19 protein-coding genes and 1 pseudogene are annotated in these 23099 nt (G+C 36.0%); 17 read left to right on the top strand and 3 right to left on the bottom strand.

Going from position 1 to position 23099, the window contains the following annotated elements; all coding sequences use genetic code 11:
- The first annotated feature begins 1 nt into the window (after nt 1).
- The 7 genes from trpC to BUC25_RS03765 all read left to right on the top strand — a co-directional run bounded on the left by trpC (nt 2) and on the right by BUC25_RS03765 (nt 7356).
- Nucleotides 2–781 carry an indole-3-glycerol phosphate synthase TrpC gene (gene trpC, locus BUC25_RS19535; RefSeq protein ID WP_244535118.1) on the top strand — a complete coding sequence of 260 codons (780 nt, stop codon included), beginning with the start codon at nt 2–4 and terminating at the stop codon, nt 779–781.
- Between the two features lie 3 nt (nt 782–784).
- Nucleotides 785–1411 carry a phosphoribosylanthranilate isomerase gene (locus BUC25_RS19530; protein ID WP_244535117.1) on the top strand — a complete coding sequence of 209 codons (627 nt, stop codon included), beginning with the start codon at nt 785–787 and terminating at the stop codon, nt 1409–1411.
- Nucleotides 1398–2603, top strand: a complete 1206-nt coding sequence (gene trpB / locus BUC25_RS03785; RefSeq protein WP_073199786.1) for a tryptophan synthase subunit beta — start codon at nt 1398–1400, stop codon at nt 2601–2603. The genes BUC25_RS19530 and trpB overlap by 14 nt, the downstream gene beginning before the upstream one ends.
- Nucleotides 2596–3375 carry a tryptophan synthase subunit alpha gene (trpA, locus tag BUC25_RS03780; protein ID WP_073199784.1) on the top strand — a complete coding sequence of 260 codons (780 nt, stop codon included), beginning with the start codon at nt 2596–2598 and terminating at the stop codon, nt 3373–3375. The genes trpB and trpA overlap by 8 nt, the downstream gene beginning before the upstream one ends.
- Before the next feature lie 405 nt (nt 3376–3780).
- Complete coding sequence (locus BUC25_RS03775) at nt 3781–5397, top strand: extracellular solute-binding protein (protein ID WP_073199782.1); 1617 nt, start codon at nt 3781–3783, stop codon at nt 5395–5397.
- Nucleotides 5398–5462: 65 nt separating this feature from the next.
- Nucleotides 5463–6413 carry an ABC transporter permease gene (locus tag BUC25_RS03770; protein WP_073199780.1) on the top strand — a complete coding sequence of 317 codons (951 nt, stop codon included), beginning with the start codon at nt 5463–5465 and terminating at the stop codon, nt 6411–6413.
- Nucleotides 6414–6441: 28 nt separating this feature from the next.
- The gene (locus tag BUC25_RS03765; RefSeq protein ID WP_073199778.1) at nt 6442–7356 is read left to right on the top strand and encodes a carbohydrate ABC transporter permease; all 915 of its coding nucleotides are present in this window, start codon (nt 6442–6444) and stop codon (nt 7354–7356) included.
- A gap of 25 nt (nt 7357–7381) precedes the next feature.
- Here BUC25_RS03765 and BUC25_RS03760 read toward each other — a convergent pair whose 3' ends face one another.
- Both BUC25_RS03760 and BUC25_RS03755 read right to left on the bottom strand, forming a co-directional pair.
- Entirely contained in the window at nt 7382–7996 is a 615-nt protein-coding gene (locus BUC25_RS03760) for a YesL family protein (RefSeq protein ID WP_073199776.1), read from the bottom strand.
- Nucleotides 7997–8219: 223 nt separating this feature from the next.
- Nucleotides 8220–9839 (bottom strand): ABC-F family ATP-binding cassette domain-containing protein, encoded by a 1620-nt coding sequence (locus tag BUC25_RS03755; protein ID WP_073199774.1) that lies wholly within the window; start codon nt 9837–9839, stop codon nt 8220–8222.
- Nucleotides 9840–9964: 125 nt separating this feature from the next.
- Between BUC25_RS03755 and BUC25_RS03750 the strand changes: the two genes are divergently transcribed.
- The 7 genes from BUC25_RS03750 to BUC25_RS03720 all read left to right on the top strand — a co-directional run bounded on the left by BUC25_RS03750 (nt 9965) and on the right by BUC25_RS03720 (nt 19332).
- Nucleotides 9965–10849, top strand: a complete 885-nt coding sequence (locus BUC25_RS03750) for an AraC family transcriptional regulator (protein ID WP_073199771.1) — start codon at nt 9965–9967, stop codon at nt 10847–10849.
- 117 nt (nt 10850–10966) lie between these two features.
- Nucleotides 10967–12265 carry an alpha-glucosidase/alpha-galactosidase gene (gene melA / locus BUC25_RS03745; RefSeq protein WP_073199769.1) on the top strand — a complete coding sequence of 433 codons (1299 nt, stop codon included), beginning with the start codon at nt 10967–10969 and terminating at the stop codon, nt 12263–12265.
- Nucleotides 12266–12780: 515 nt separating this feature from the next.
- Nucleotides 12781–13806, top strand: a complete 1026-nt coding sequence (locus tag BUC25_RS03740) for a LacI family DNA-binding transcriptional regulator (RefSeq protein ID WP_073199767.1) — start codon at nt 12781–12783, stop codon at nt 13804–13806.
- Between the two features lie 202 nt (nt 13807–14008).
- Nucleotides 14009–15304 carry an ABC transporter substrate-binding protein gene (locus tag BUC25_RS03735; RefSeq protein WP_073199765.1) on the top strand — a complete coding sequence of 432 codons (1296 nt, stop codon included), beginning with the start codon at nt 14009–14011 and terminating at the stop codon, nt 15302–15304.
- Nucleotides 15305–15367: 63 nt separating this feature from the next.
- Nucleotides 15368–16264, top strand: coding sequence for a carbohydrate ABC transporter permease (locus BUC25_RS03730; RefSeq protein ID WP_073199763.1), 897 nt, complete (start codon nt 15368–15370; stop codon nt 16262–16264).
- Nucleotides 16264–17094 carry a carbohydrate ABC transporter permease gene (locus BUC25_RS03725; RefSeq protein ID WP_073199762.1) on the top strand — a complete coding sequence of 277 codons (831 nt, stop codon included), beginning with the start codon at nt 16264–16266 and terminating at the stop codon, nt 17092–17094. Before BUC25_RS03730 ends, BUC25_RS03725 begins: the two co-directional genes overlap by 1 nt.
- Before the next feature lie 12 nt (nt 17095–17106).
- Entirely contained in the window at nt 17107–19332 is a 2226-nt protein-coding gene (locus tag BUC25_RS03720; protein WP_073199760.1) for an alpha-galactosidase, read from the top strand.
- Between the two features lie 593 nt (nt 19333–19925).
- Here the strand turns inward: BUC25_RS03720 and BUC25_RS03710 are convergent.
- The gene (locus tag BUC25_RS03710) at nt 19926–20582 is read right to left on the bottom strand and encodes a YczE/YyaS/YitT family protein (protein ID WP_073199757.1); all 657 of its coding nucleotides are present in this window, start codon (nt 20580–20582) and stop codon (nt 19926–19928) included.
- Nucleotides 20583–20951: 369 nt separating this feature from the next.
- Between BUC25_RS03710 and BUC25_RS03705 the strand changes: the two genes are divergently transcribed.
- The 3 genes and pseudogenes from BUC25_RS03705 to BUC25_RS03695 all read left to right on the top strand — a co-directional run bounded on the left by BUC25_RS03705 (nt 20952) and on the right by BUC25_RS03695 (nt 23095).
- Complete coding sequence (locus BUC25_RS03705) at nt 20952–21515, top strand: sulfurtransferase TusA family protein (RefSeq protein WP_073199755.1); 564 nt, start codon at nt 20952–20954, stop codon at nt 21513–21515.
- Nucleotides 21516–21544: 29 nt separating this feature from the next.
- A pseudogene (locus BUC25_RS03700) lies at nt 21545–21939 on the top strand (DsrE/DsrF/DrsH-like family protein).
- A gap of 28 nt (nt 21940–21967) precedes the next feature.
- A complete protein-coding gene (locus BUC25_RS03695) occupies nt 21968–23095 on the top strand; it encodes an MBL fold metallo-hydrolase (protein ID WP_073199753.1) in 1128 nt (375 codons plus the stop codon).
- Nucleotides 23096–23099 lie beyond the last annotated feature (4 nt).

Raw genomic sequence — 23099 nt, 5'->3', positions numbered from 1 at the left:
TATGACCATTTTAGATAAAATTTTAGCAGAAAAAACAAAAGAAGTAGCAGACTTAAAGCAAAATTATCAGCCAGGCTCCATTAAAGGGAAAAAAATAAAGGTCTCCTTATATGAAAGCTTTATGAAATCAGACAAAATGAGTATCATTGCTGAAATGAAACGTGCTTCTCCTTCAAAAGGGTTAATAAATGATGGGGTCGAACCAGCTGAGCAAGGTCAGCTTTATCAGAGCTGTGGTGCTGGAGCGATTTCGGTATTAACCGATACACCTTTTTTTCAAGGGAAGATGGAAGACATGCAAGCGGTGAGAGAAGTTGTGGATATACCCGTTCTAAATAAAGATTTTATAATCGATGAGATTCAAATTGACCGTGCCTTTGATGCTGGTGCCAACCTGATATTATTGATTGCAGCAGCTTTGCCTGAAGAAAGGTTAGCGGCATTATATAATTACGCATCTGATAAAGGGTTAGAAATTTTATTTGAGGTCCATAACGGAGAGGAATTAGCGGTTGCTCAACGAATTGGTGCCAACATTATTGGTATTAATAATCGCGACCTTAAAACATTTGAAGTGGATCTTGCCGTGACAGAACAACTGGCAGCAAAAATAGATACAACGAAAACGCTTTTGATTAGTGAAAGTGGCATGAAAGAAAAAGCGGATGTTGAACGCGTGAAACAAGCTGGTGCAAAAGGTATACTTGTTGGAGAAACAATGATGCGCTCGGTCGATTTAAAAGAAACGTTTGACATCTTAAGAGTGCCGTTAGGAGAATAATTTATGGTACAAGTAAAAATATGTGGACTCCGTAATAAGGAAGCAATTCAGGCTGCAGTAGATGCGGATGTAGATTTTATCGGTTTTGTTTTTGCGAAAAGTAAGCGAAGAGTTACCATGGAGGAAGCGGTAGATCTTGCACAATATGTACCCGATCACGTGAAAAAAGTAGGCGTTTTTGTTAACGAATCGATCGAGACAATTGAGGAAATTGCAGAAGAAGTCGGACTGGATTATGTGCAGTTACATGGTGATGAGACACCTGCATTTTGCGAACAACTAGCATTTCCGGTAATTAAAGCATTTGAAGTAAAGTCAGCGGAAGATCTGGATCGCGTCGCATCCTATGACTGTGCTTATTATTTATTAGATAGTCCTGGAGGTAAATACCGAGGTGGTAGCGGTGAAACCTTTGATTGGTCATTAGTACAAAAACATAACTTTTTAACGAAAAAAATCTTACTTGCTGGTGGTTTGAAAGTAGACAATGTCGAAGAAGCCATTAAAGAGGTAGCGCCAGCTGGAGTGGATGTTTCCAGTGGTGTTGAGACAGACGGTGTCAAAGATTTAGAAAAAATAAGAGCATTTTTAGATGCAGCAAAGAAAGGTGATACAAATGGCAAAATATAATGCACCAAATGAAACCGGCCATTACGGAGATTATGGTGGACGTTTTGTCCCCGAAACTTTAATGCCAGCCGTTTTAGAATTAGAAAAAGCCTATAAAGAAGCAATCCAGGATCCCGCATTTTTAGATGAATTTGATTATTACTTAAAAGACTACGTTGGCCGGGAAACACCCCTTTATTATGCAGAACGTTTTTCAAAAAGATTAGGTGGACCGAAAATTTATTTGAAACGAGAAGACTTAAATCATACCGGTGCCCATAAGATCAATAATGCCCTCGGTCAAGCATTGTTAACGGTACGTATGGGTAAGAAAAAAGTAGTTGCTGAAACGGGAGCTGGTCAGCACGGTGTTGCTACTGCAACCGTCTGTGCTTTACTCGGTTTAGAATGTGTGATCTTTATGGGGAAAGAAGATGTACGTCGTCAAAAGTTAAATGTGTTCCGTATGGAATTATTAGGCGCACGCGTCGAGAGTGTGGACCAAGGCAGTGGAACATTAAAAGACGCTGTGAACGAAGCGTTGCGATACTGGGTGAGTAATGTGGACGACACTCATTATATTATCGGATCTGTAGTAGGTCCTCACCCATTCCCGCAAATTGTCCGTGATTTCCAAAGTATGATTGGATCAGAAACCAAGAAACAAGTACAACAAACTGAAGGACGTTTGCCAGATGCTGTTGTCGCATGTATTGGTGGAGGGAGCAATTCCATGGGTATGTTCTATCCTTTTGTGGAAGATGGAGAAGTTCGCCTATATGGTGTCGAAGCAGGTGGTAAAGGTGTTGATACCGATCAACATGCCGTGACCTTAAGCTATGGAAAAAAAGGTATCCTTCACGGTACAATGACCTATCTTCTACAGGATGATAATGGACAAATTCAAGAGGCACATTCGATTTCTGCAGGTTTAGACTACCCTGGTGTAGGACCAGAACATAGTCATTTGCGTGATATTGGTCGAGTCAACTATGTCGATATTACAGATGAAGAAGCTTTAGAAGGACTACAGGAACTTTCGCGAGCAGAAGGCATCATTCCAGCACTTGAAAGCTCTCATGCAATTGCGTATGCGACAAAACTTGCCAAAGAAATGAAAGAAGAAGAAATTATGGTCATCTGTCTCTCAGGTCGAGGAGATAAAGATGTTGAAACGGTACGAGAAGCATTGGATGGTGAAGCAAATGGGTAAAGCAAAAATAGATCAGGCGTTTAAGCAAGTATTGGATCGTGGAGATAAAGCCTTTGTTCCTTATATCATGGCCGGAGATGGCGGCTTGGATCAATTAGATGAACAGTTAGCTTTTTTAGAAGAGGCAGGTGCAACCGTTGTCGAGCTTGGTATCGCTTTTTCTGATCCGGTAGCAGACGGCCCCACCATTCAAGAAGCAGGGTTACGAGCATTAGCAAATGGTGTATCACTAAGTGCTGTTTTAGAAACTTTGAAAAAAAGCAAAGCAGAGCGTAAGATACCAATTGTACTGATGACATATATAAACCCGATCCATACGTATGGAATCGAAGCATTTGCGAAAAGTTGTGAGGAAGCTGGTGTAGACGGATTAATTATTCCAGATTTGCCTTTAGAGGAAGAAAGATTGATTGTACCTACTTTGCAAGAAAATAAAATCGCGCTGATTCGTTTAGCAGCTTTAACGAGTACAGAAGAACGTTTAACCGAGATCGCCAAACGAACAGAAGGTTTTCTATATGCGGTAACAGTAACTGGAACAACCGGTGCACGTGCTTCTTTCCAGGATGAGTTAGGTGCCCATCTGGCATCATTAAGAGAAAAAAGTAATGCACCTGTATTAGCAGGATTTGGTGTATCTACACCAGAGCATGTCCGCTCATTAACAGAACACTGTGATGGGGTGATTGTTGGCAGTAAAATTGTAGATTCGCTTTATAAAGGTGATCGAAAAGTCATTAGAGAATTAATAGAGTCAGCTCAATTAAATTGATAAAAATAAAAGAAAAAACTTGCGGAGTCATTCCGTAAGTTTTTTTTTGTGAGTATAGCTATGAATTTGTAAAAAAAAGGAAGGTTATGGAACGTGGTAACGAATAAGAAAGTTTAAATAACAGACAATTAAAATCCAAAAATAAGATATGTAATATAAAAAATGTGGATTCACAGGATCATATAATAATGGCATACTATAAATAACTTCTATTGCAATAGATGAGTTAAATGTACGAACAACAGTATGTGTAAAAATATTTTATTTTTTTATCTCGTTATGAAAGCGATAACAATTTTATGCTGTTAGACAGAAAAAATATTTTTTTCTTGATTTCATTTCTAAATAAATGATAGGTCAATAGTCACTGAGTTAGCTAATTTATTTATCAGGAGGGAAAATTGTATGTTCAAAAGAATAACATCGATTATTTTAATTGGTTTATTACTATTCTTAGCGGCATGTACTAATGATGAGGAAACGAATAATGAAGCGGAAGAAACGGAAGATGGAAGAGTTGTTCTTACAGGTCTTATCACAAAGCATCCTCTAACAAAAGACTTGGAAGATATGGAATGGCTAGAAGAAGTCGAAGAACGTGCAGGAGTAGAAATTCAGTGGGAAGAAGTGACAGCAGACTGGGACCAGAAAAAAGGAGCCATGTTAGCTGGGGGAGATATTCCAGACATTATTGTTGGCCCTAATGCCGTTACCGATGCAGATTTCGCTCAATTCCCGGGGTTATTTGAAAACCTAAAACCATTAATCGATGAACACGGTCCAAATATCCAGGCAATGTTTGACGAACAGCCGAACACAGAGGTGCTTTCTACACAAGCAGATGGTGAAATATATGGTCTATCTAAGTACCAGCAATTTTGGCCAGAGACAGCTACTATGCAATTCATTAATCAACAGTGGTTGGATAATCTAGGGCTGGAAGTACCAAAAAATTGGGATGAGCTCTTTGAAGTGTTGACAGCCTTTAAAGAAGAGGACGCAAACGGCAATGGGGATCCGAATGATGAGATACCAATGGATTTTGCGCCTGTTGGAGAAACAGGATTTGGATATTTTCAGCCAACCGTATTGTTGGGAAGCACTGGTATGACGATTACTGGTGGCGGTGGTCAAGGGTATTTTCTAGAAGATGATGAAGTGAAAAACTTCTTTATCGATGATAGATATCGTGAGTTTGTAAGCTTCATGCATAAATTATATTCGAACGGTTTAATTAGTGAGGAAGCATTCACTCAGGACTATTCGCAATATCAAGCTGTGGCTAGAGGTGAAGGTGAAAATGCAAAAGTCGGTTATACATTTGGTTGGGAGAAAACAGACCGTTTTGGTTTAGGAGTTTCTGATCAGTATGTGAGTTTTACCCCAATGAAAAAATCAGCCAATTATGATGGTGAAGTTTCTTGGTCTTATGATTACAATGAGTTAAATTACGGTGTGAATTTTGTTCAAATGTCCTCTCAAACAAGTAATAAGGAAGCGGCAATGAGTTTTATAAATGAACTGTTTGACCCGGAAGTGAGCTTGCAAGTTCTGTTTGGTTCCATAGGTCCGAACATTGAGGAAACAGGTGAAAATTCATACAAAATTCTTGAACCCCAAGATGAAGAAATGGATCCAGGTACATGGAAATGGACTTCTACATGGGCAGATAATGGTCCAATGTTTATTTCAGATGAGTTAGAGGTTGAGTTGCCATCTGATATGCAATCAGTGGATGAGCAACAAGCACCATATAATGAAGTGTTTGAGTCGTTAGATCATGAAAATAATGTTTTCCCAGGCATGATGTTGAAATATTCTGAAGAGGATCATAATCAGATGACACTGGTAAACACAGACTTTATGAATATTGCCATTTCTAAATTTGGTGAATGGATCACATCTGGAGGTATTGAAGAAGGATGGGACGATTATATTCAACAGGTAGAGCAAATGGGTCTTCAAAACAACATTGATATCATTCAGGGATATTATGATAATTACCGTGAAGAGCTAAATTAATATTATGAAAGGGGGGTATCGATTTCTTTACAAGGTATCTCCCTTGTTAAAGGAGAGTCATTTCAATGGCCTTTGCACAAACGGCGAAATCTAAAAGTGTGTCAAAACCTAGAAAAGCGACTGTCATTAATACATTCCGCAGAGATTATCAACTATGGATTATGATTCTACCTGCAATCATCTGTGTAATTATATTTAATTATATACCAATGTATGGTATTCAATTAGCATTTCGCGAATATGATTTTACGGCTGGTTTGACAGGTGGAGAATGGGCAGGATTAAAGTATTTTGAGCAATTTGTCAACAGTCATTTATTCTGGGACTTAATTAGAAATACGTTATTAATTAGTGTTACTACGATACTAGTTGGTTTCCCGGCACCGATCGCGTTAGCTTTATTAATTAACCAAATTCGTTGGAAACGTGGTAAACGGATTCTGCAGACGACTGTGTATTTACCACATTTTATTTCGATTGTGGTGTTGGTTGGTTTATTAAATGTTATGTTGTCGCCAAACACGGGTGTTCTAGGCTTACTATTGGCAAAGTTAGGTGTGGAAGGAAATCTATTGGCATCAGTAAACGCATTTATTCCAATTTACGTTCTTTCTGACGTCTGGCAACATGTAGGGTGGAATAGTATTATCTATTTAGCTGCATTAGCATCAGTAGATCCCCAACTTTATGATGCAGCTAAAATAGATGGAGCGAATAAATGGCAAATTATTCGTAATGTGGAGATACCGGCTATTATTCCAACGATTATTATTCTATTAATTTTAAATATGGGTACAGTCATCAGTACCGGTTTTGAAAAAATCTTCCTAATGCAAAATTCATTAAATTTACCTATTTCAGAAGTTATTGAAACATATGTATATAAAACGGGTATTGTTTCAAATCAGTTTAGTTATGCGGCGGCTATTGGTCTTTTTAATACATTAATTAATTTTATGATGCTCTTAATTGTGAACACGATAGCCAAAAAAGTATCGCGTATCAGTTTATGGTAAAATATCAAAATCCAAAGGAGGATTAGAGATGCCTTCTATCTCGATAAATAAGATAAAAGATAGAAAACCATCAGATATAATTTTTGATGCTTTTGTGATTTTTATATGTATTTCCATGTTTTTTATTGTCGCATATCCTATTTATTTTATTGTAATTGCTTCTATTAGTGATCCGACATTAGTTTCAACGGGAGATGTATTATTTACACCACAGGGTTTTAGTTTATTTGGTTATGAACAGATATTTCAAGACTCAAGAGTGTGGATCGGCTATCGAAATACTTTATTTTATGCAATTTTCGGTACGGCTATAAATCTATTATTCACTTTGCCGGCAGCTTATGTGTTATCGAGACAGGAATTCAGAGCAAGAAGATTTCTAATGTTTTTCTTTATCTTTACTATGTTCTTTAATGGTGGCTTGATTCCAACATATATGCTAATGAGAGATTTAAGTTTAATTGATACACCTTGGGTATTTATTTTTAACCCATTAACAGTTAATGTTTTCAATTTAATAATTACCAGAACATTTTTTGAGAATAATATTCCACATGAAATGTTTGAAGCAGCTACGATGGACGGGTGTTCACACTTTAAATTTTTCTCGACAATTGTCTTACCTTTATCGAAGGCTGTAACTGCGGTAATCGGACTCTATTATTTGGTTTGGCATTGGAATGACTTTTTTACAGGTTTGATTTATATACGGAACTACGACCTGCAACCATTACAAATTGTTTTAAGGGATATACTCTTATCGAATCAGGTATTTGCTGAAGGTGCTGGAAGTGGAGGTACTGGCGGAGGATACGCGCAACGTTATGCTGACCAGGTAAAATATGGAGTAATCATTGTCTCCTCATTACCTGTGTTAATATTATATCCATTTATCCAGAAATACTTTGAAAAAGGTGTTTTAATAGGATCAGTTAAAGGTTAAGGTTATAGAAAAAGCAGAGCTGATTTCAGCTCTGCTTTTCTTCGATTTGAAAAGATGAATAGGAGACTCTCATAATAATATATGCTATTAAACTACCACTGATAGCGGGGATGAACCCAGGAAACTGATAGAAAAAATAACATAGAACAGCTAAGGATAACAATAAGAATAACGTTTGCAAGGGTTTGCCTATGAATAATACTGCTGAATACTTTATATACCCAATAATAGAAAGGTTATAATGTACATAAATTGGAAAAATATAAAGGGAAACAAGAAAGACAATCCCCATTAGAATATAAGTAACAATCATTAGGCTGGAATTTAGTGTGCTGAATTCGATATTACCTAAAATTCGGATATTTATAAATAATATCCCCATTATTAAGACAAAGAGATAACCTAAAATATTGCCCTTAATGAATTCTGACTTGTAATAACTAATAAAGGTTTTGAACAGTTTACTGTCATCTTCTGATTTCAAGTCTTGTCGAATAGTCGCAAATAAAGCGACAGTAGCTGGAAACAAGCCGAGAAAGAGCAAGCCAAGTACTGTAAACAGGAACCAGTATAAGTTTAAAAGTATAATTTTAAAAAGCCATTCACCAATACCTATGTATACATTGATCCCTTTATGCAATCACTTTCCCTCCCAATTTTGCTAATTATACCAAGCATACACAAAAATATATTCTTGGTAAATCTCAAATAAAGATTTCTAAAAATAGGATATACATTTAAAAAAATAGATAGTCCATAAAAAAGTCGCTTGAGGTTCCCTCAAGCGCCCAAAATGCAAGAAGAACAGTCCAAAATCAAAGAGAAAATACAAAAAAGAGCTAGCAACAAGCTAGCTCTTTCATTTATGCGTACATTGCAGCAATTTCTTTTTGTAACTTTCGATCTGCTACATACTCGTCATAGCTAATTTCCTTATCGACAATTCCATTAGGAGTAATTTCAATTAGGCGATTCGCAATACTATTAATGAATTGGTGGTCATGTGACGTAAATAATATCGAACCTTTAAACTTAATTAAACCGTTGTTTACAGATGTGATCGACTCTAAATCCAAGTGGTTGGTAGGCTCATCCATAACTAACACATTGGAATTGCTAAGCATCATTTTTGATAGCATACAACGCACTTTTTCTCCACCAGACAATACATTGGCTTTTTTCAATGCTTCTTCACCAGAGAATAGCATACGGCCAAGGAATCCTCTCAGGAATGTTTCGGTTTGATCATCTGGAGAATATTGACGAAGCCACTCCACTAGAGTCATATTATTTCCTTCAAAGAACTTGGAGTTGTCTTTAGGAAAGTAAGACTGTGAAGTAGTCACGCCCCATGTATAACTTCCTTCATCTGGTTCCATTTCGCCCATTAAAATATCGAATAAAACAGATTTTGCCTGTTCATTTGGACCAATAAACGCTACTTTATCATATGGTTTTAACGTAAAGCTAACATTATCTAACAACTTTACACCATCAATTGTTTTGGAAAGACCTTCTACACGCAACAAGTCATTACCAATTTCGCGATCTGGTTGAAAGGCCACATAAGGATAGCGACGTGATGATGGTTTAATATCATCTAGCGTAATATTATCCAGCATTTTCTTACGAGAAGTTGCTTGCTTTGATTTCGATGCATTCGCACTAAACCTAGCAATAAAGTTTTGCAGTTCTTTCATTTTCTCTTCTTTTTTCTTGTTTTGATCTTTAGCCATTTGTAAAGCTAATTGGCTTGATTCATACCAGAAATCATAATTTCCAACATACATCTCGATTTTTCCGTAATCAACGTCTGCTATATGTGTACACACTTTATTTAAAAAGTGACGATCGTGAGAAACAACAATTACTGTATTTTCGAAATTAATCAGAAATTCTTCTAACCATTGAATCGCATGAATATCAAGGTGGTTCGTAGGCTCATCTAATAATAAAATATCCGGATTGCCAAATAATGCTTGAGCAAGTAATACTTTTACTTTTTCAGAACCAGAAAGCTCCGCCATTTTTTTCGTGTGAAGAGCTTCTTCAATGCCAAGTCCTTTTAATAAAACAGCTGCATCAGATTCTGCTTCCCAACCATTCATTTCAGCAAATTCACCTTCTAATTCGGCAGCGCGCATTCCGTCTTCTTCTGTGAATTCACCTTTTGCATAGATTGCATCTTTTTCTTGCATTACTTCATATAAACGTGTATGTCCCATCATTACGGTTTTTAACACTTCATGTTCCTCATAAGCGAAATGGTCCTGTTTTAAAACAGCGAGTCGCTCACCTTTTCCTAATGAAACATGACCGGATTGTGGATCCAGTTCACCAGATAATATTTTTAAAAAAGTTGATTTACCGGCACCATTTGCACCGATTAATCCGTAGCAATTTCCTGCTGTAAACTTAATATTGACATCTTCAAATAACTTTTTATCACCAAAACGTAAACTTACATTGGTTGCTTGTAGCATATCTCCATAATTCCTCCATTATCTCATATCATAAAGCAAGCTTAAGCGATTTGGAGAGGGAAGTCAATTAAAGGAGTGATTTTCTCAGAAAATTCGTTATGATAGAGAGAAGGGAGGTATTCGATTTGAATTCATATTTAAAGCACAATACATATGGTTTTCGTTTCAAAGGGGAGTACCAAAGTCGTGTAGCAGGCTTACATTCCATTGGTAAAGAATCAAGAACAGAGTATACTTATCAATGGAATGGATTGGAACGGGGAGAAAAAGGTAGAATCGTTTTTCAATATACATTAAATGGTCAGGGAGCAATACGAATTGGAAGCGAGACACATTCGTTGAAAAAGGGTGATGCTTTTATGGTAAATATACCGAGCGACCATAGCTATTACTTACCAAAAACATCAAACAAATGGGATTTTATTTATATAACTGTTTATGGAGATGAAGCAAGTAAACATTATCAAACAATAACAGGTAATCATGGTCATATATTTAAGTGGCCCAGTCATTCCCGTCCGATAAAGCACATATTTCGTATGATAGAAATAATTGAAACAACGGGGATCAATCATGGATATGAAGCTAGTGGCTATGCATATTCCTTTTTAATGGAATGCATGCAATATTTAGAATATGATCAACAAAAGGATGGGGATTTACCTATTGCAATTGCAAAGGCAGTTACTTTTATGAAAGAGAACTATAAGGGAGATATTGGGCTGGATGAAATTGTAGCTGTGTCGGGTTTATCTAAATATCATTTTACAAGGTTGTTTACGAAAACAGTAAAGGATACACCGATACAATTTTTAACGAAGATACGTATAGAGCATGCATTGGAGATGTTACAACATTCAGAATTGTCAATTGATGAAATAGCAAATAAAGTAGGATATTCAACTAGTAATTATTTTAGTAAAGTATTTAAAAGTTTACTAGGGGAATCCCCAAGTATTTATCGTCAAAAGAAGTCTATTATGCCAGTAGATCGACTATTTATTGATTAGTGTTACAGCAATATATTGCACATTTTAGATTATTTTACGATTGAAAACGTTATAAAAACTCTATATTATAGGTTTTATAGAAAAGCAATTTCGCGCAAAATAATAGGAGGTAAATATATGAGTAAAATTACATTTTTAGGTGCAGGTAGTACTGTGTTTGCTAAAAATTTACTAGGTGACTGTATGACAGTTGACGCACTGCAAGATTTTGAATTTTCGCTTTACGATATTGATCATGAACGATTAAAGGATTCAGAGATGATGTTGAATAATTTGAAAAAAAGTCTAAATTCAACAGTAAAGGTGAAAGCATACCACGACCGTAAAGAAGCGTTAAAGGGAGCAAAATACGTCATCAATGCGATACAGGTAGGTGGCTATGATCCGTGTACTATTACTGACTTTGAGGTACCAAAGAAATACGGGCTTCGTCAAACGATTGCAGACACCTTAGGTATTGGTGGTATCTTTCGTAACTTAAGAACAATTCCAGTTATGCAAGAATTTGCTCGAGATATAAAAGAAGTGTGTCCTGATGCTTGGTTTTTAAATTATACAAACCCTATGGCAGTTTTAACCAACATTATGTTAAAAGAAGGTATTAAAACAGTAGGATTATGTCACAGTGTGCAGATATGTGCGGATCACTTGTTAGATTCACTCGATATGCCAAAAGACAATATTCAATGGAAAATAGCAGGTATTAACCATATGGCTTGGTTGTTGGAGATTACAAGAAATGGTGAAGATCTATATCCAGAAATTAAAAAACGTGCTAAAAAGAAACAACTGGAAAAACATGATGATATGGTTCGTTTTGAAATGATGGATAAATTCGGCTACTATATAACAGAATCTTCCGAGCATAATGCGGAATACCATCCATACTTTATTAAAAGTCAATATCCAGAGTTAATTGATCGATTTAATATTCCGCTGGATGAATATCCGCGTCGTTGTGTGAACCAAATAGAAGGCTGGAAGAAAATGCGTGATGACTTGGTGAGTGACCAGAACCTTCAGCATGAACGTACACATGAATATGGGTCACACATTATTGAGGCAATGGAAACAAATAAACCATTTAAAATTGGTGGGAATGTTCTGAACACAGGACGCTTAATTAGTAATTTACCAGAGAATGCAGTAGTTGAAGTTCCGTGTTTAGTAGATGCAAATGGTGTGAGCCCAACATATGTAGGAGATCTTCCTGAGCAATTAGCAGCATTAAATCGTACGAATATAAACACACAGTTATTAACTATTGAAGCAGCATTAACACAAAAGAAAGAAAAAATCTATCAAGCAGCAATGTTAGATCCACATACTGCAGCAGAGTTATCGATGGATGATATCATCGCGCTATGTGATGACTTGATTCAAGCCCACGGTGATTGGCTTCCAGAATATAAATAATAAATATATATATGAAAGGGATATTATGCGTTCTGCATGATATCCCTTTTTTTATAAGCAAGGAAAGCATATAATCAGCGGTATCATGGCATTTGTTATCAAAGTAGTTATTTTGAGACGTAGTGTGTAGGAATCCACCGCTTCGGCTGTCCACTTCTCTTTTGCCACGGGCACAAGTGCAACATCTACTCAAGCTAGCTTTCGTAGTGTTTCCTATGCAAACGCGCCCTTTGGAAAGCTAAGTGGGCAAGCCGGAGCAGGTTTTAATTCTATTATCCATTTCAAAAAATTACTACTAAAAAAGACCGAATGGGCTTTCCCGGTTTTTCTTATGTGTTGATAAAGATTAATTTGAAGGGCGGTTAGTAAATATTTAATAAATAAAGTAAAAAAACACGAAAAAATTAGTTGAAAGCGTTATTATAGTATGATAGTATCTAATTATATTGATAAAACTTTACTAAATAAAATTAAGTGAAACGTTTACAATTTACTAAATGGGATCGTGATGGAAAATGGCAACGATTAAAGATATAGCTATCAAATCAAAAGTATCACCTGCAACCGTATCAAGAGTATTGAATAATGATCAATCATTATCTGTGGCAGAGGATACAAGACAACGAATTCTGGAAGTTGCAAAAAGCTTAGACTATACAACTATCCGTTCACGTAAGAAACAAATAGAGGAAAAAGCCTCTACCTATAAATTTGGAATATTTCTATGCCAATCGATAGAAGAAGAATTAAGTGATCCTTATTTTTTATCGATTCGACAAGGAGTGGAAAGACAATGTAGAGAAATTGGTGTAGAAACAGTAGAAATTTACCGTATTCATAATCAATTATCTCAATTAAATGATGAGCTGGACGGATTAATAGTGATAGGCAAAATTCATACAGAAGTAGTGGAACAATTAAAGCAGAAAATTAAACATTTTATTTACGTTGATTATTCTCCAGATGAATATCACTTTGATTCAGTTGTCATCGATTTTGAAAAAGCAACCAATCTAGCATTAGACCACTTGTTTAATTTAGGCTATCAGAAAATAGGATATATTGGTGGACTTCAGGCAGAGCATTCTAAAAACAAACAGACTCGACATTTTAGTGATGGACGACATAAAGCATTTAATGAAAAGATGAAAAAAATGGAAATAAATGCATCTGAACATACGTATATAGGTGACTTCACTATGTCTGAAGGTTACCGATTAATGAAAGAAGCGATACTCAAAGGAGAATTACCTGATGCATTTTTTATTGCAAGTGATCCGATGGCTGTTGGTGCCTTACGAGCCTTGCAAGAAGAAAACATAAAAGTACCTGATGAGGTTGCAATTGTAAGCTTCGACAATGTGGAAATGGCAAAGTTCGCTAGTTGCCCGTTAACAACCATTCATGTGCCGACAGAAACGATGGGTAGAACAGGTGTGAAATTGTTAATGGATCGGTTAGATGGTCGTGAATTACCTTTGAAAGTAGTAGTGCCTACGAAGTTAGTCATAAGGGAAAGCTGTGGGTCACATATCAAATAAGTAACTTCACTTTAAGGGGGTGATGTTTCGTTTTGAGAGAAATTGCAGTCATCAAAAAGTAGCCCTAGAAAGTACTTTTGGCGAAGATTACTAGGACTACATTGGCACTCTTGAACGCAAGAGTAATTCTATTATATAGAAAAAGAGTGCTCCTTACAATGAATCGATATTAAATATGATCAAAGAAAAGGGGTAAAATTTAATGAAAACGTATGTAAAGTCATTTTTATTTATTACAATTCTTTCTGTTTTATTAATTGGTTGTTCAAGTGATGATAGTTCAAATGAAAGCGGTAGCAATGATGGCGGAGATGAAGGTTCAGGAGAAGTTACTTTATCTTTATATTCCACAGTAACAAATGAATCAGATCAGGCAGCAATGGAATCTGTTATTAAAAAGTTTGAGGAAGAACATTCTGACATTAATATCGATTATAATTTCCCTGCCGGAGAATATGAAAGCCAGTTACGCGTTAAAATGGCTGCAAATGATATGCCAGATTTATTTGACACACATGGTTGGGCAAAGAATCGTTATGGTGAATATACCATGGATTTAAGTGATATGGATTGGGTAGAAAATTTGGATCCTTCACTAGAAACGATTTTCACTGACGAAGAGGGTAAAGTTTATGCATATCCAATCAACCAGGCAAAAGATGGGTTGACTTACAATAAAAACATATTAGATGAATACGGAGTAGAACCACCGGAAACATTTGATGAATTTATGACAGCATTAGAAACGATTAAAGAAGAAAGTGATGGAGAAGTAACGCCTTTCTGGTTTGCAGGTAGTGAATTTGGTGCTTTTGGTCAATATTTTGATCAATTTGCAACACCATTATTAATAACTCATCCGGACCATGATTACAGTGAGGAACTATTAGATGGTTCATTTGATTGGGAACCATATACGTTCTTACCTGAAAAATTATTAGAAATGCAAGAAAAAGAATTACTTAATGTAGATGCTTTAACAGCTCAAGTACATGAGCAAACACAATTATTTGCACAAGGAAAAATTGCATTTGTAATGGCCACAGTACCTATTAATGCAGTACAAGAATTAAATCCAGATACCGAATTAGGTGTTATGCCAGTCCCAGCTATTCATGAAGGTGGCGAGCAAAGTTGGATAGGTGGCGAACGTCACACAATGGCTGTTTGGAAAGACTCCGAGCACCCTGAAGAAGCAAAAGCATTTATTGAATTCATCTCACAACCAGATATCGTAAAAGAACTGGCTGAAGGTACAGCATTACCGGCTGGGTTAACAAACGCTTCAGCTGATATTTACTATCAACCTTATTATGATGAATATTCTGATGTGATGGTAGAACCGTATTTTGACCGAGTATTCTTACCAAGTGGTATGTGGGAACCAATGGGGACTGCTGGACAAGAGTTACTATCAGGCTCATTAGATCCAGAGGGTGTCTCAGAAAAAATGAAGGACGAATATACGCGCTTACTTGAACAAGAAGCTTCTGAATAAAACATATGCATAACGAGTAGGAGTAAATCTCCTGCTCGTTACTAATAATAGGAGTTGAAAGTAATGGGGTTCAAAAAAGCAAGAAAAAATAATTTGGAGCAAAACTCTTCCTTATGGTGGATGTATGTGCCAGCATTCCTGTTTGTTGCGTTCTTTATTGTTTATCCGTTTATTAATGGAATTCGAATTTCTTTTACAGATTGGAATGGGTTTTCTCAATCATCTAATTTTGTAGGAATTGACCAATATACACGAATGCTGACAGATCCCGATACATGGTTAGTTGTCCGAAATACTCTCTTATATGGTATTGGCAGTACGGTTTTTCAAAATGTTTTAGGTTTGGCTTATGCTTTGCTTTTAAACCAGAGTATTAAATTTAAAGCTATTACAAGAACAATTGTCTATTTACCGGTAATCATTAGCCCGTTAATCATGGGTTATATATGGTATTTCTTTTTTGCTTATCAAGGTGGAGCATTGAACGATGTGTTAATTTGGTTAGGGATGGAGCCTATCAATGCATTAGGTAATCCAGATATGAACATTTGGATCATTGTCTTTGTAAATACTTTTCAATTCGTCGGAATTGCAATGATTATTTATTTAGCAGGTCTGCAAAGTGTTTCAAAAGACTTTTACGAAGCTGCTGAAATTGATGGAGCATCTTCGTTTCAACAATTTAAAAATATTACATTCCCACTATTAATGCCTTCGATCACAATTAATATGGTTATAAATATTATTGGTGGGTTAAAACTATTTGATGTTATTGTTTCTCTAACTGGTGGTGGACCTGGTAATGCATCACAATCTATGTCTACTTTTATGTATGATTTGTATTTTTCAAGACAAGATGCCGGTTACGCTGCAACCCAGGGTGTACTAATGATGGTTATTATTTTAATTCTTAGTCTGTCTGCACTAGTATACTTCCGTCGTAAGGAGGTCGAAGCATAATGAATTATACTTCTAAACGTAAAAAGACGATACTATCCATATTTGCGATTATGATTGCGTTATTGCATTTTATGCCGTTTTACATTTTAATAACGACTGCCTTAAAGGCTAAAGGGGATTTTAGTTCAAAATGGATTTTTCCTACTGAAATCAATTGGGTTAATTTTAGTGAGGCATGGGAAAAGGCGAATTTAGGAAATGCATTAATGAATACTGCGATTATTACATTCTTTGCCGCGATTTTGTTAATTATTGTTGGTTCACTTGCAGCATATCCATTAGCAAGAAGGCAAACGAAATTGAATAAATTTATGTATATGTTTTTTATTGCTATTATGGTTGTACCACCATTGGCAGCATTAGTACCACTCTATCAACTTGTGGTCAGTATTGGCTTAATGAATACACATGAAGTAGCGATATTTAACAATGTAGCGTCATTTTTACCTCTGACGATCTTTTTATATGCTGGTTTTATTCGTTCTACCATTCCAAAATCCTTGGAAGAAGCAGCGAGAATTGATGGTGCAAGTACAATAAATATCTTTTTTAGAATTGTATTTCCATTATTAAAACCTGTAACAGCGTCGGTATTAATAATCGCGTGTGTATTCATTTGGAATGATTACCAATTTGCGATTTTCTTCCTTCAAGATAAATCAGTACAAACGATGACAGTAGCATTATCAGGATTTTTTGGAGAAAATACGAATAATCTGAATCTAGTTGCATCTGCAGCATTAGTTGCGATGACACCGATGGTAATCTTATTCTTATTCCTGCAAAAATATTTTATTAAAGGTTTAGCATCAGGGTCAGTAAAAGGATAAAGGAGAATCAGCATGGCAATTATTTTTAATGAAAAAACGAACGAATTTCATTTGCAAACAAATAATAGCAGTTATATTTTCACAATACTTGAAAATAAACAATTAGGTCAGCTCTATTATGGAAAGAAAATCAGACATAAGAATTCTTTCGACCACTTACTTGTCAAAGGTAATCGTCCGAATACACCTTATTTAAAAGAAGGAGATATGAGTTTCTCTTTAGAACAAACAAAGCAAGAGTACCCAAGTTATGGAACGACAGACTCTCGAGAGCCCGCATATCAGATTCTGCAGGAAAATGGCAGTAGAATTACCGATTTTCAATATAAAGATCACAAAATCTATCAAGGAAAACCAAAATTAGATGGTCTACCTGCAACGTATGCGGAAGCCGGTGATCAAGTCGAAACACTAGAAATTACACTCTATGATGCACTAATTGATGTGGAGTTAACATTACTATATTCCGTTTTTGAAGAGATGGATGCGATCACACGAAGTGCAAGGTTTGATAACAAAGGATCTCAAAACGTTAATATTACAAGAGCAATGAGTGCCAATCTCGATCTATTTGACGCTGATTATGAAATGATTCAACTTTCGGGTGCCTGGTCCCGGGAAAGACATGTAATAACACGTAAATTAGAAACAGGTATTCAGAACATTTCAACATCAAGAGGTACAGCAAGTGGACATAACAACCCGTTCCTTGCTTTAAAACGATCAAGTACGACCGAATTCCAAGGAGAAGTTTTAGGCTTTAGCTTAGTATATAGTGGTAATTTTCTTGCTCAGGTAGAAGTAGATTATTTAGATGTTGCACGTGTTAGTTTAGGGATCAATCCATTCGATTTTAATTGGTTACTTGAAGCAAATCAAAGTTTTCAAACACCTGAAGTAGTTATGACATATTCACATAACGGCTTGAATGGTATGAGTCAAAATTTCCATCATTTATATCAAAAACGTTTAGCACGTGGAAAATGGCGTGATCAAGTTCGCCCGGTATTAACGAATAATTGGGAAGGAACTTACTTTGATTTTAATGAAGAAAAAATTGTTGAAATGGCCAAACAATCAAAAAAATTAGGTGTTGAATTATTCGTATTAGACGATGGCTGGTTTGGTAAACGTGATGATGATACCACCTCGTTAGGGGATTGGTTTGTCGATAAGCGAAAGCTTCCAAACGGAATTAAAGGATTAGCAGAAAAAGTAACGGCACTCGATATGGATTTTGGCCTATGGTTTGAACCAGAAATGGTTTCCAAAGTAAGTAAATTATATGAAAATCATCCAGACTGGATCATACATGTACCAAATCGTAATCAATCACACGGACGAAATCAATATGTCCTAGATTTTTCACGGAAAGAAGTAGTTGATGCATTGTATGAAATGATGTCTGTTATTTTACGAGATGCTCCAATCTCTTATGTGAAATGGGATATGAATCGTTTTATGACCGAGATTGGATCTGCTGCACTTCCTGCTGACAGACAACAGGAAGTAGCTCACCGATATATTTTAGGTGTATATGATTTATACGAACGATTAACTTCTGAATTTCCTGATGTGCTATTTGAGTCGTGCGCGAGTGGTGGGATGCGTTTTGATCCAGGAATGCTTTATTACGCACCACAAGCGTGGACAAGTGATGATACAGATGCCGTGGAGCGTTTGAAAATTCAGTATGGAAGCTCGTTAGTTTATCCTTTAAGTTCAATGGGTGCACACGTATCCGATATACCTAATCACCAGGTGGGTCGTTCTACAAGTTTGAAAATGAGAGCAGAAGTAGCTTTCTTTGGTGCATTTGGATATGAATTAGATGTGACTACGATGAATGATAAAGATAAAGAAGAGATGAAACAGCAAATCGAATTTTTCAAACAACATCGATCATTATTCCAATTTGGTACCTTCTACCGTATTGAAAGTCCTTTTGAAAAAGACGGTAACCGTACTACATGGATGGTGGTAACAGAAGATCAATCAAAAGCAATTGTTGCAGATTACCATGTACTTTGTCGGCCGAATGAAAAATTCAAACGCTTATTACTAAAAGGCTTGGACCCTGAAGCAAGTTATCAGATCGAAGGGTATGAAGGTATTTATCATGGTGATGAATTGATGGAAGTCGGTATACAGCTAGATCATTATATCTTTCGAGAACTTGATGACTTTGAAGTTCCCGGAGATTTCTACTCGCGTTTATTTATATTAAACAAACAATAAAAGAATGACAAAGAGAAACCGATCGATACTAAATTAATTCGATCGGTTTTTTATTGCAATATCAGGATACTACGTAATAAATGATGTAGTAATTTTGACATAATGTGTGAGCTTAGCAATCACTGCGGCTTGTCCGCTTCCCTTTCCACGGCTTTTTCTCCTCAGCTAACTTTGGTAAGCAAAAACCGCTTGCCAAAGTGGATCTTCGGATAAAAACATGCCGTAGGAGTTGAAGCGGACGCCTTCGCTAAATTGATATTCTACAACGCTAGGATGAAGTAGCATTATGCTATTTCTCTCACTCAAAAAATTCCTTGATTGGAGTAACAGCTCAAAAATGCTACCTGTCCCAATAATTGTAGGATAATTAGAATAGCGCAGGCCGTCCACTTTCACTCCTATGGTCGCTTTTTACCTGAAGATCCACTTTTTCAAGCGATCTTTGCTTGGAAAAGTTAGCTGAAGGTAAAAACCCACGGAAAGGGAAGTGGGCAGCCGGAGCGGATGTTAACCGGTTTAAACTATTTCAAAATTACCATACAGTTTATATTGTAGTTTCTTTCTACAAAGTTGCTGTTCACATATATGAAGTGTTATTTGTGTGCTGGTATTGGTGTTAATTTTTCCTCATTCTTTGCTTTCAGTATTGGTTCTGCGACTTTTATTCGGAAGAATTGAACCATTGGACCTGTGAAGAAGGCAAATATAACGGTAGCAATCCCAACAATTGCACCAAATGAAAAACCGACAATGACGCAAGTGATATCTGTTGCAATTCGTGCGATAGCAAAAGGAATTTTATTATGTGTCACCTTCTCAATAACAAAAGCTAAAGCATCATATGGTGCCATGCCTAATTTCGGAGTTATATATAAAGCCACACCGGAACTTGCAAAAAATACCGCAGACAACATCATGATTATTCTTACCACTAATAATTCGATATTTTCAAAAAATAAATGATAGCTATACACAAAAAAGTCTGAAACAAATCCAATGCTTACCATGTTGATGATCGTACCAATGCCGATGGAGCTTCGATAAAATAAACCGACAATGATTAATAATAAAAAATTAAAAAGTAATTGGTATACTCCAAAAGATAAGTTAAAGAAATTACTTAAACCCAGATTAATTGTTGTGAAAGGGTCGGTTCCCAGAGTGCTTAATCGCAATAACGAGACGGCAATCCCGATAAATAAGTTTCCAATTAAAATCATAATAAGCTTCTTCAGTAGTTGTCGATTCATCACGTTGTCTCCTTCTTTGTTTATAAATAATATATTTGGGAAAAAGAACATTTTATCTATCTAAATAAATTTAATTTAATAAGAAATTAATTCATAGAAAATATTGATTGTCTTCCTTCTTTATTATATCGAAATAAATCACATGTGGATAGAAGTAATTGTTGAAAAACAGCGAATGTACCGAATTTGTGAATAGATCGAGAACATAGTCAACTCGAGCTAAAAGGAAATATAAAAAAGAAGTTTGACATAGAACAGATTCTTTTGTATAGTAATACCCACAGGGGTAATAAAAGTTATTAAATATAATATAAATAACAAATTTTTTTATAATAAAATATACCCTAATAGGTATTAGGAGGTACTAATATGGAGAACATTAAGACAAATCAAGTACTAGATGCAAAAGGCTTAGCATGCCCAATGCCAATTGTTAAGACAAAGAAAGCAATCAATGGATTAGAAGCGGGACAAGTAATTGAGGTACAAGCAACAGACAAAGGATCTACAGCAGATATTGAAGCATGGGCAAAAAGCTCAGGTCATCAATATTTAGGAACAAAAGAAAATGGAGATGTTTTAAAACACTATCTGCGCAAATCTTCTGATGAAGAGACAACAGAAAAGAAACACCCACACACAGTAACAAACGAAGAGTTAACCGAAAAATTATCAACTGAAGAAGATATTGTTGTATTAGATGTAAGAGAAGAAGCGGAATATGCATTTGGTCATATCCCTGGTGCACAATCTATTCCACTTGGTGAATTAGAAGAACGTCAACAAGAATTAGATAAGGATAAAAATATTTACGTGGTATGCCGTACAGGGAGTAGAAGTGATTTAGCTTCACAAAAGCTATCAGAGAATGGTTTTGCAAATGTCGTGAATGTTGTACCAGGTATGAGTGAATGGAATGGAGAAACAGAATAAATAAATATTGCAAATAGGAGGAAATGAACATGAGTGAAAAAGTAGCAATTATCGCAAGTAACGGTGGTTTATTTGACGCTTTAAAATATACAATATAGCAACTGCAGCAGCAGCTTCAGATAAAGAGGTAGCGATTTTCTTTACATTTGAAGGATTGAACTTAATTCATAAAGAGGCACATCAGAACTTACCAATGCCAAAAGGAAAAGAACATTATGCAGAAGGGTTTCAAAAAGCAAATGTTCCTTCGATCCCTGAATTAGTGGAAATGGCAAAAGAATTAGGTGTGACATTTATCGGATGTCAAATGACAATGGACGCAATGCAATTAGAAAAAGAAGATTTCATTGATGGAATTGACGTAGGTGGCGCAGTAACCTTTTTAGAATTTGCAAAAGACGCGAACGTAAGCCTAACTTTTTAATCAAAAAACGTAACGGAGGTATCAATAAATGACTTTTCAACCAATGAAAGCTAGTGAAGTAACAAAAAAAGTTTTTAATAAAGAAGAACTATTTATTTTAGATGTAAGAAATCAAGATGCATTTGAAGATTGGAAAATTGAAGGAGACCACTTTGACTATTTAAATATACCTTATTTTGATTTAATCGATGGTGTCGAGGATATTTTAGACAAAATTCCATCAGATAAAGAAACACTTGTTGTATGTGCAAAGGAAGGCTCATCTGTAATGGTAGCAGAAATGTTATCAGAGGCTGGAAAAGATGTTTATTATTTTGAAGGCGGAATGAAAGCATGGAGCGAACACTTAGAACCTGTAAAAGTAGGTGACCTTAAAGACGGTGGCGCGATGTATCAATTCGTACGTATCGGGAAAGGCTGTCTATCCTATATGGTGGTATCAGAAGGCGAAGCAGCGATTATCGACGCAACTCGTATGACAGATGTATTTACCAATTTTGCCAAAGAAAAAGGTGTTGAAATAAAGCATGTTTTTGATACACACTTACATGCTGACCACATCTCTGGTGGACGTAAATTAGCAGAACAAACTGGCGCAACTTACTGGTTACCACCTAAAGATGCAGGTGACGTAACGTTTGAATATGCAGCATTGAAAGATGGCAACAAAGTAACAGTAGGTAATACCGCAATTGATATTAATGCCTTGTATTCGCCGGGCCATACGATCGGCTCTACTTCATTTGTAGTGGACGACCAATACTTGCTATCTGGTGATATTCTATTCATTGATTCGATCGGGCGTCCTGACTTAGCAGGTAAAGCAGAAGACTGGGTAGGTGACTTAAGAGAAACCTTGTACTCTCGTTACAAAGAGCTATCGGAAGACTTAGTTGTACTGCCTGCTCACTTCATGATCATTGACGAACTAAATGAGGATGGAACAGTAGCAGAAAAATTAGGAACACTTTTTGCAGAAAATCATGGCTTAAACATTGAGGATGAAGATAAATTCAGAAGCATGGTAACAGAAAATCTACCACCTCAACCGAATGCGTATCAACAAATCCGTGAAACAAATATGGGTAAAATTATACCAGAAGAAGAGGAACAACGTGAGATGGAAATCGGTCCAAATCGTTGTGCAGTAAGATAAATCA

Source organism: Gracilibacillus kekensis, from assembly GCF_900143085.1.
Lineage (GTDB): Bacteria > Bacillota > Bacilli > Bacillales > Amphibacillaceae > Gracilibacillus > Gracilibacillus kekensis.
Note: the sequence above shows the minus strand (reverse complement) of the source record. Positions and strands in the feature narration are given on the sequence as shown.

What these genes read in the sequence shown, in the direction of transcription:
- melA (WP_073199769.1), top strand. Translation starts at nt 10,967, where the DNA reads ATGAGTAAAATTACATTTTTAGGTGCAGGTAGTACTGTGTTTGCTAAA.
- trpC (WP_244535118.1), top strand. Translation starts at nt 2, where the DNA reads ATGACCATTTTAGATAAAATTTTAGCAGAAAAAACAAAAGAAGTAGCA.
- trpB (WP_073199786.1), top strand. Translation starts at nt 1,398, where the DNA reads ATGGCAAAATATAATGCACCAAATGAAACCGGCCATTACGGAGATTAT.
- BUC25_RS03695 (WP_073199753.1), top strand. Translation starts at nt 21,968, where the DNA reads ATGACTTTTCAACCAATGAAAGCTAGTGAAGTAACAAAAAAAGTTTTT.
- BUC25_RS03735 (WP_073199765.1), top strand. Translation starts at nt 14,009, where the DNA reads ATGAAAACGTATGTAAAGTCATTTTTATTTATTACAATTCTTTCTGTT.
- BUC25_RS03765 (WP_073199778.1), top strand. Translation starts at nt 6,442, where the DNA reads ATGCCTTCTATCTCGATAAATAAGATAAAAGATAGAAAACCATCAGAT.
- BUC25_RS03710 (WP_073199757.1), bottom strand. Translation starts at nt 20,582, where the DNA reads ATGAATCGACAACTACTGAAGAAGCTTATTATGATTTTAATTGGAAAC.
- BUC25_RS03730 (WP_073199763.1), top strand. Translation starts at nt 15,368, where the DNA reads ATGGGGTTCAAAAAAGCAAGAAAAAATAATTTGGAGCAAAACTCTTCC.
- BUC25_RS03720 (WP_073199760.1), top strand. Translation starts at nt 17,107, where the DNA reads ATGGCAATTATTTTTAATGAAAAAACGAACGAATTTCATTTGCAAACA.
- trpA (WP_073199784.1), top strand. Translation starts at nt 2,596, where the DNA reads ATGGGTAAAGCAAAAATAGATCAGGCGTTTAAGCAAGTATTGGATCGT.
- BUC25_RS03705 (WP_073199755.1), top strand. Translation starts at nt 20,952, where the DNA reads ATGGAGAACATTAAGACAAATCAAGTACTAGATGCAAAAGGCTTAGCA.
- BUC25_RS03775 (WP_073199782.1), top strand. Translation starts at nt 3,781, where the DNA reads ATGTTCAAAAGAATAACATCGATTATTTTAATTGGTTTATTACTATTC.
- BUC25_RS03755 (WP_073199774.1), bottom strand. Translation starts at nt 9,839, where the DNA reads ATGCTACAAGCAACCAATGTAAGTTTACGTTTTGGTGATAAAAAGTTA.
- BUC25_RS03725 (WP_073199762.1), top strand. Translation starts at nt 16,264, where the DNA reads ATGAATTATACTTCTAAACGTAAAAAGACGATACTATCCATATTTGCG.
- BUC25_RS19530 (WP_244535117.1), top strand. Translation starts at nt 785, where the DNA reads ATGGTACAAGTAAAAATATGTGGACTCCGTAATAAGGAAGCAATTCAG.
- BUC25_RS03770 (WP_073199780.1), top strand. Translation starts at nt 5,463, where the DNA reads ATGGCCTTTGCACAAACGGCGAAATCTAAAAGTGTGTCAAAACCTAGA.
- BUC25_RS03740 (WP_073199767.1), top strand. Translation starts at nt 12,781, where the DNA reads ATGGCAACGATTAAAGATATAGCTATCAAATCAAAAGTATCACCTGCA.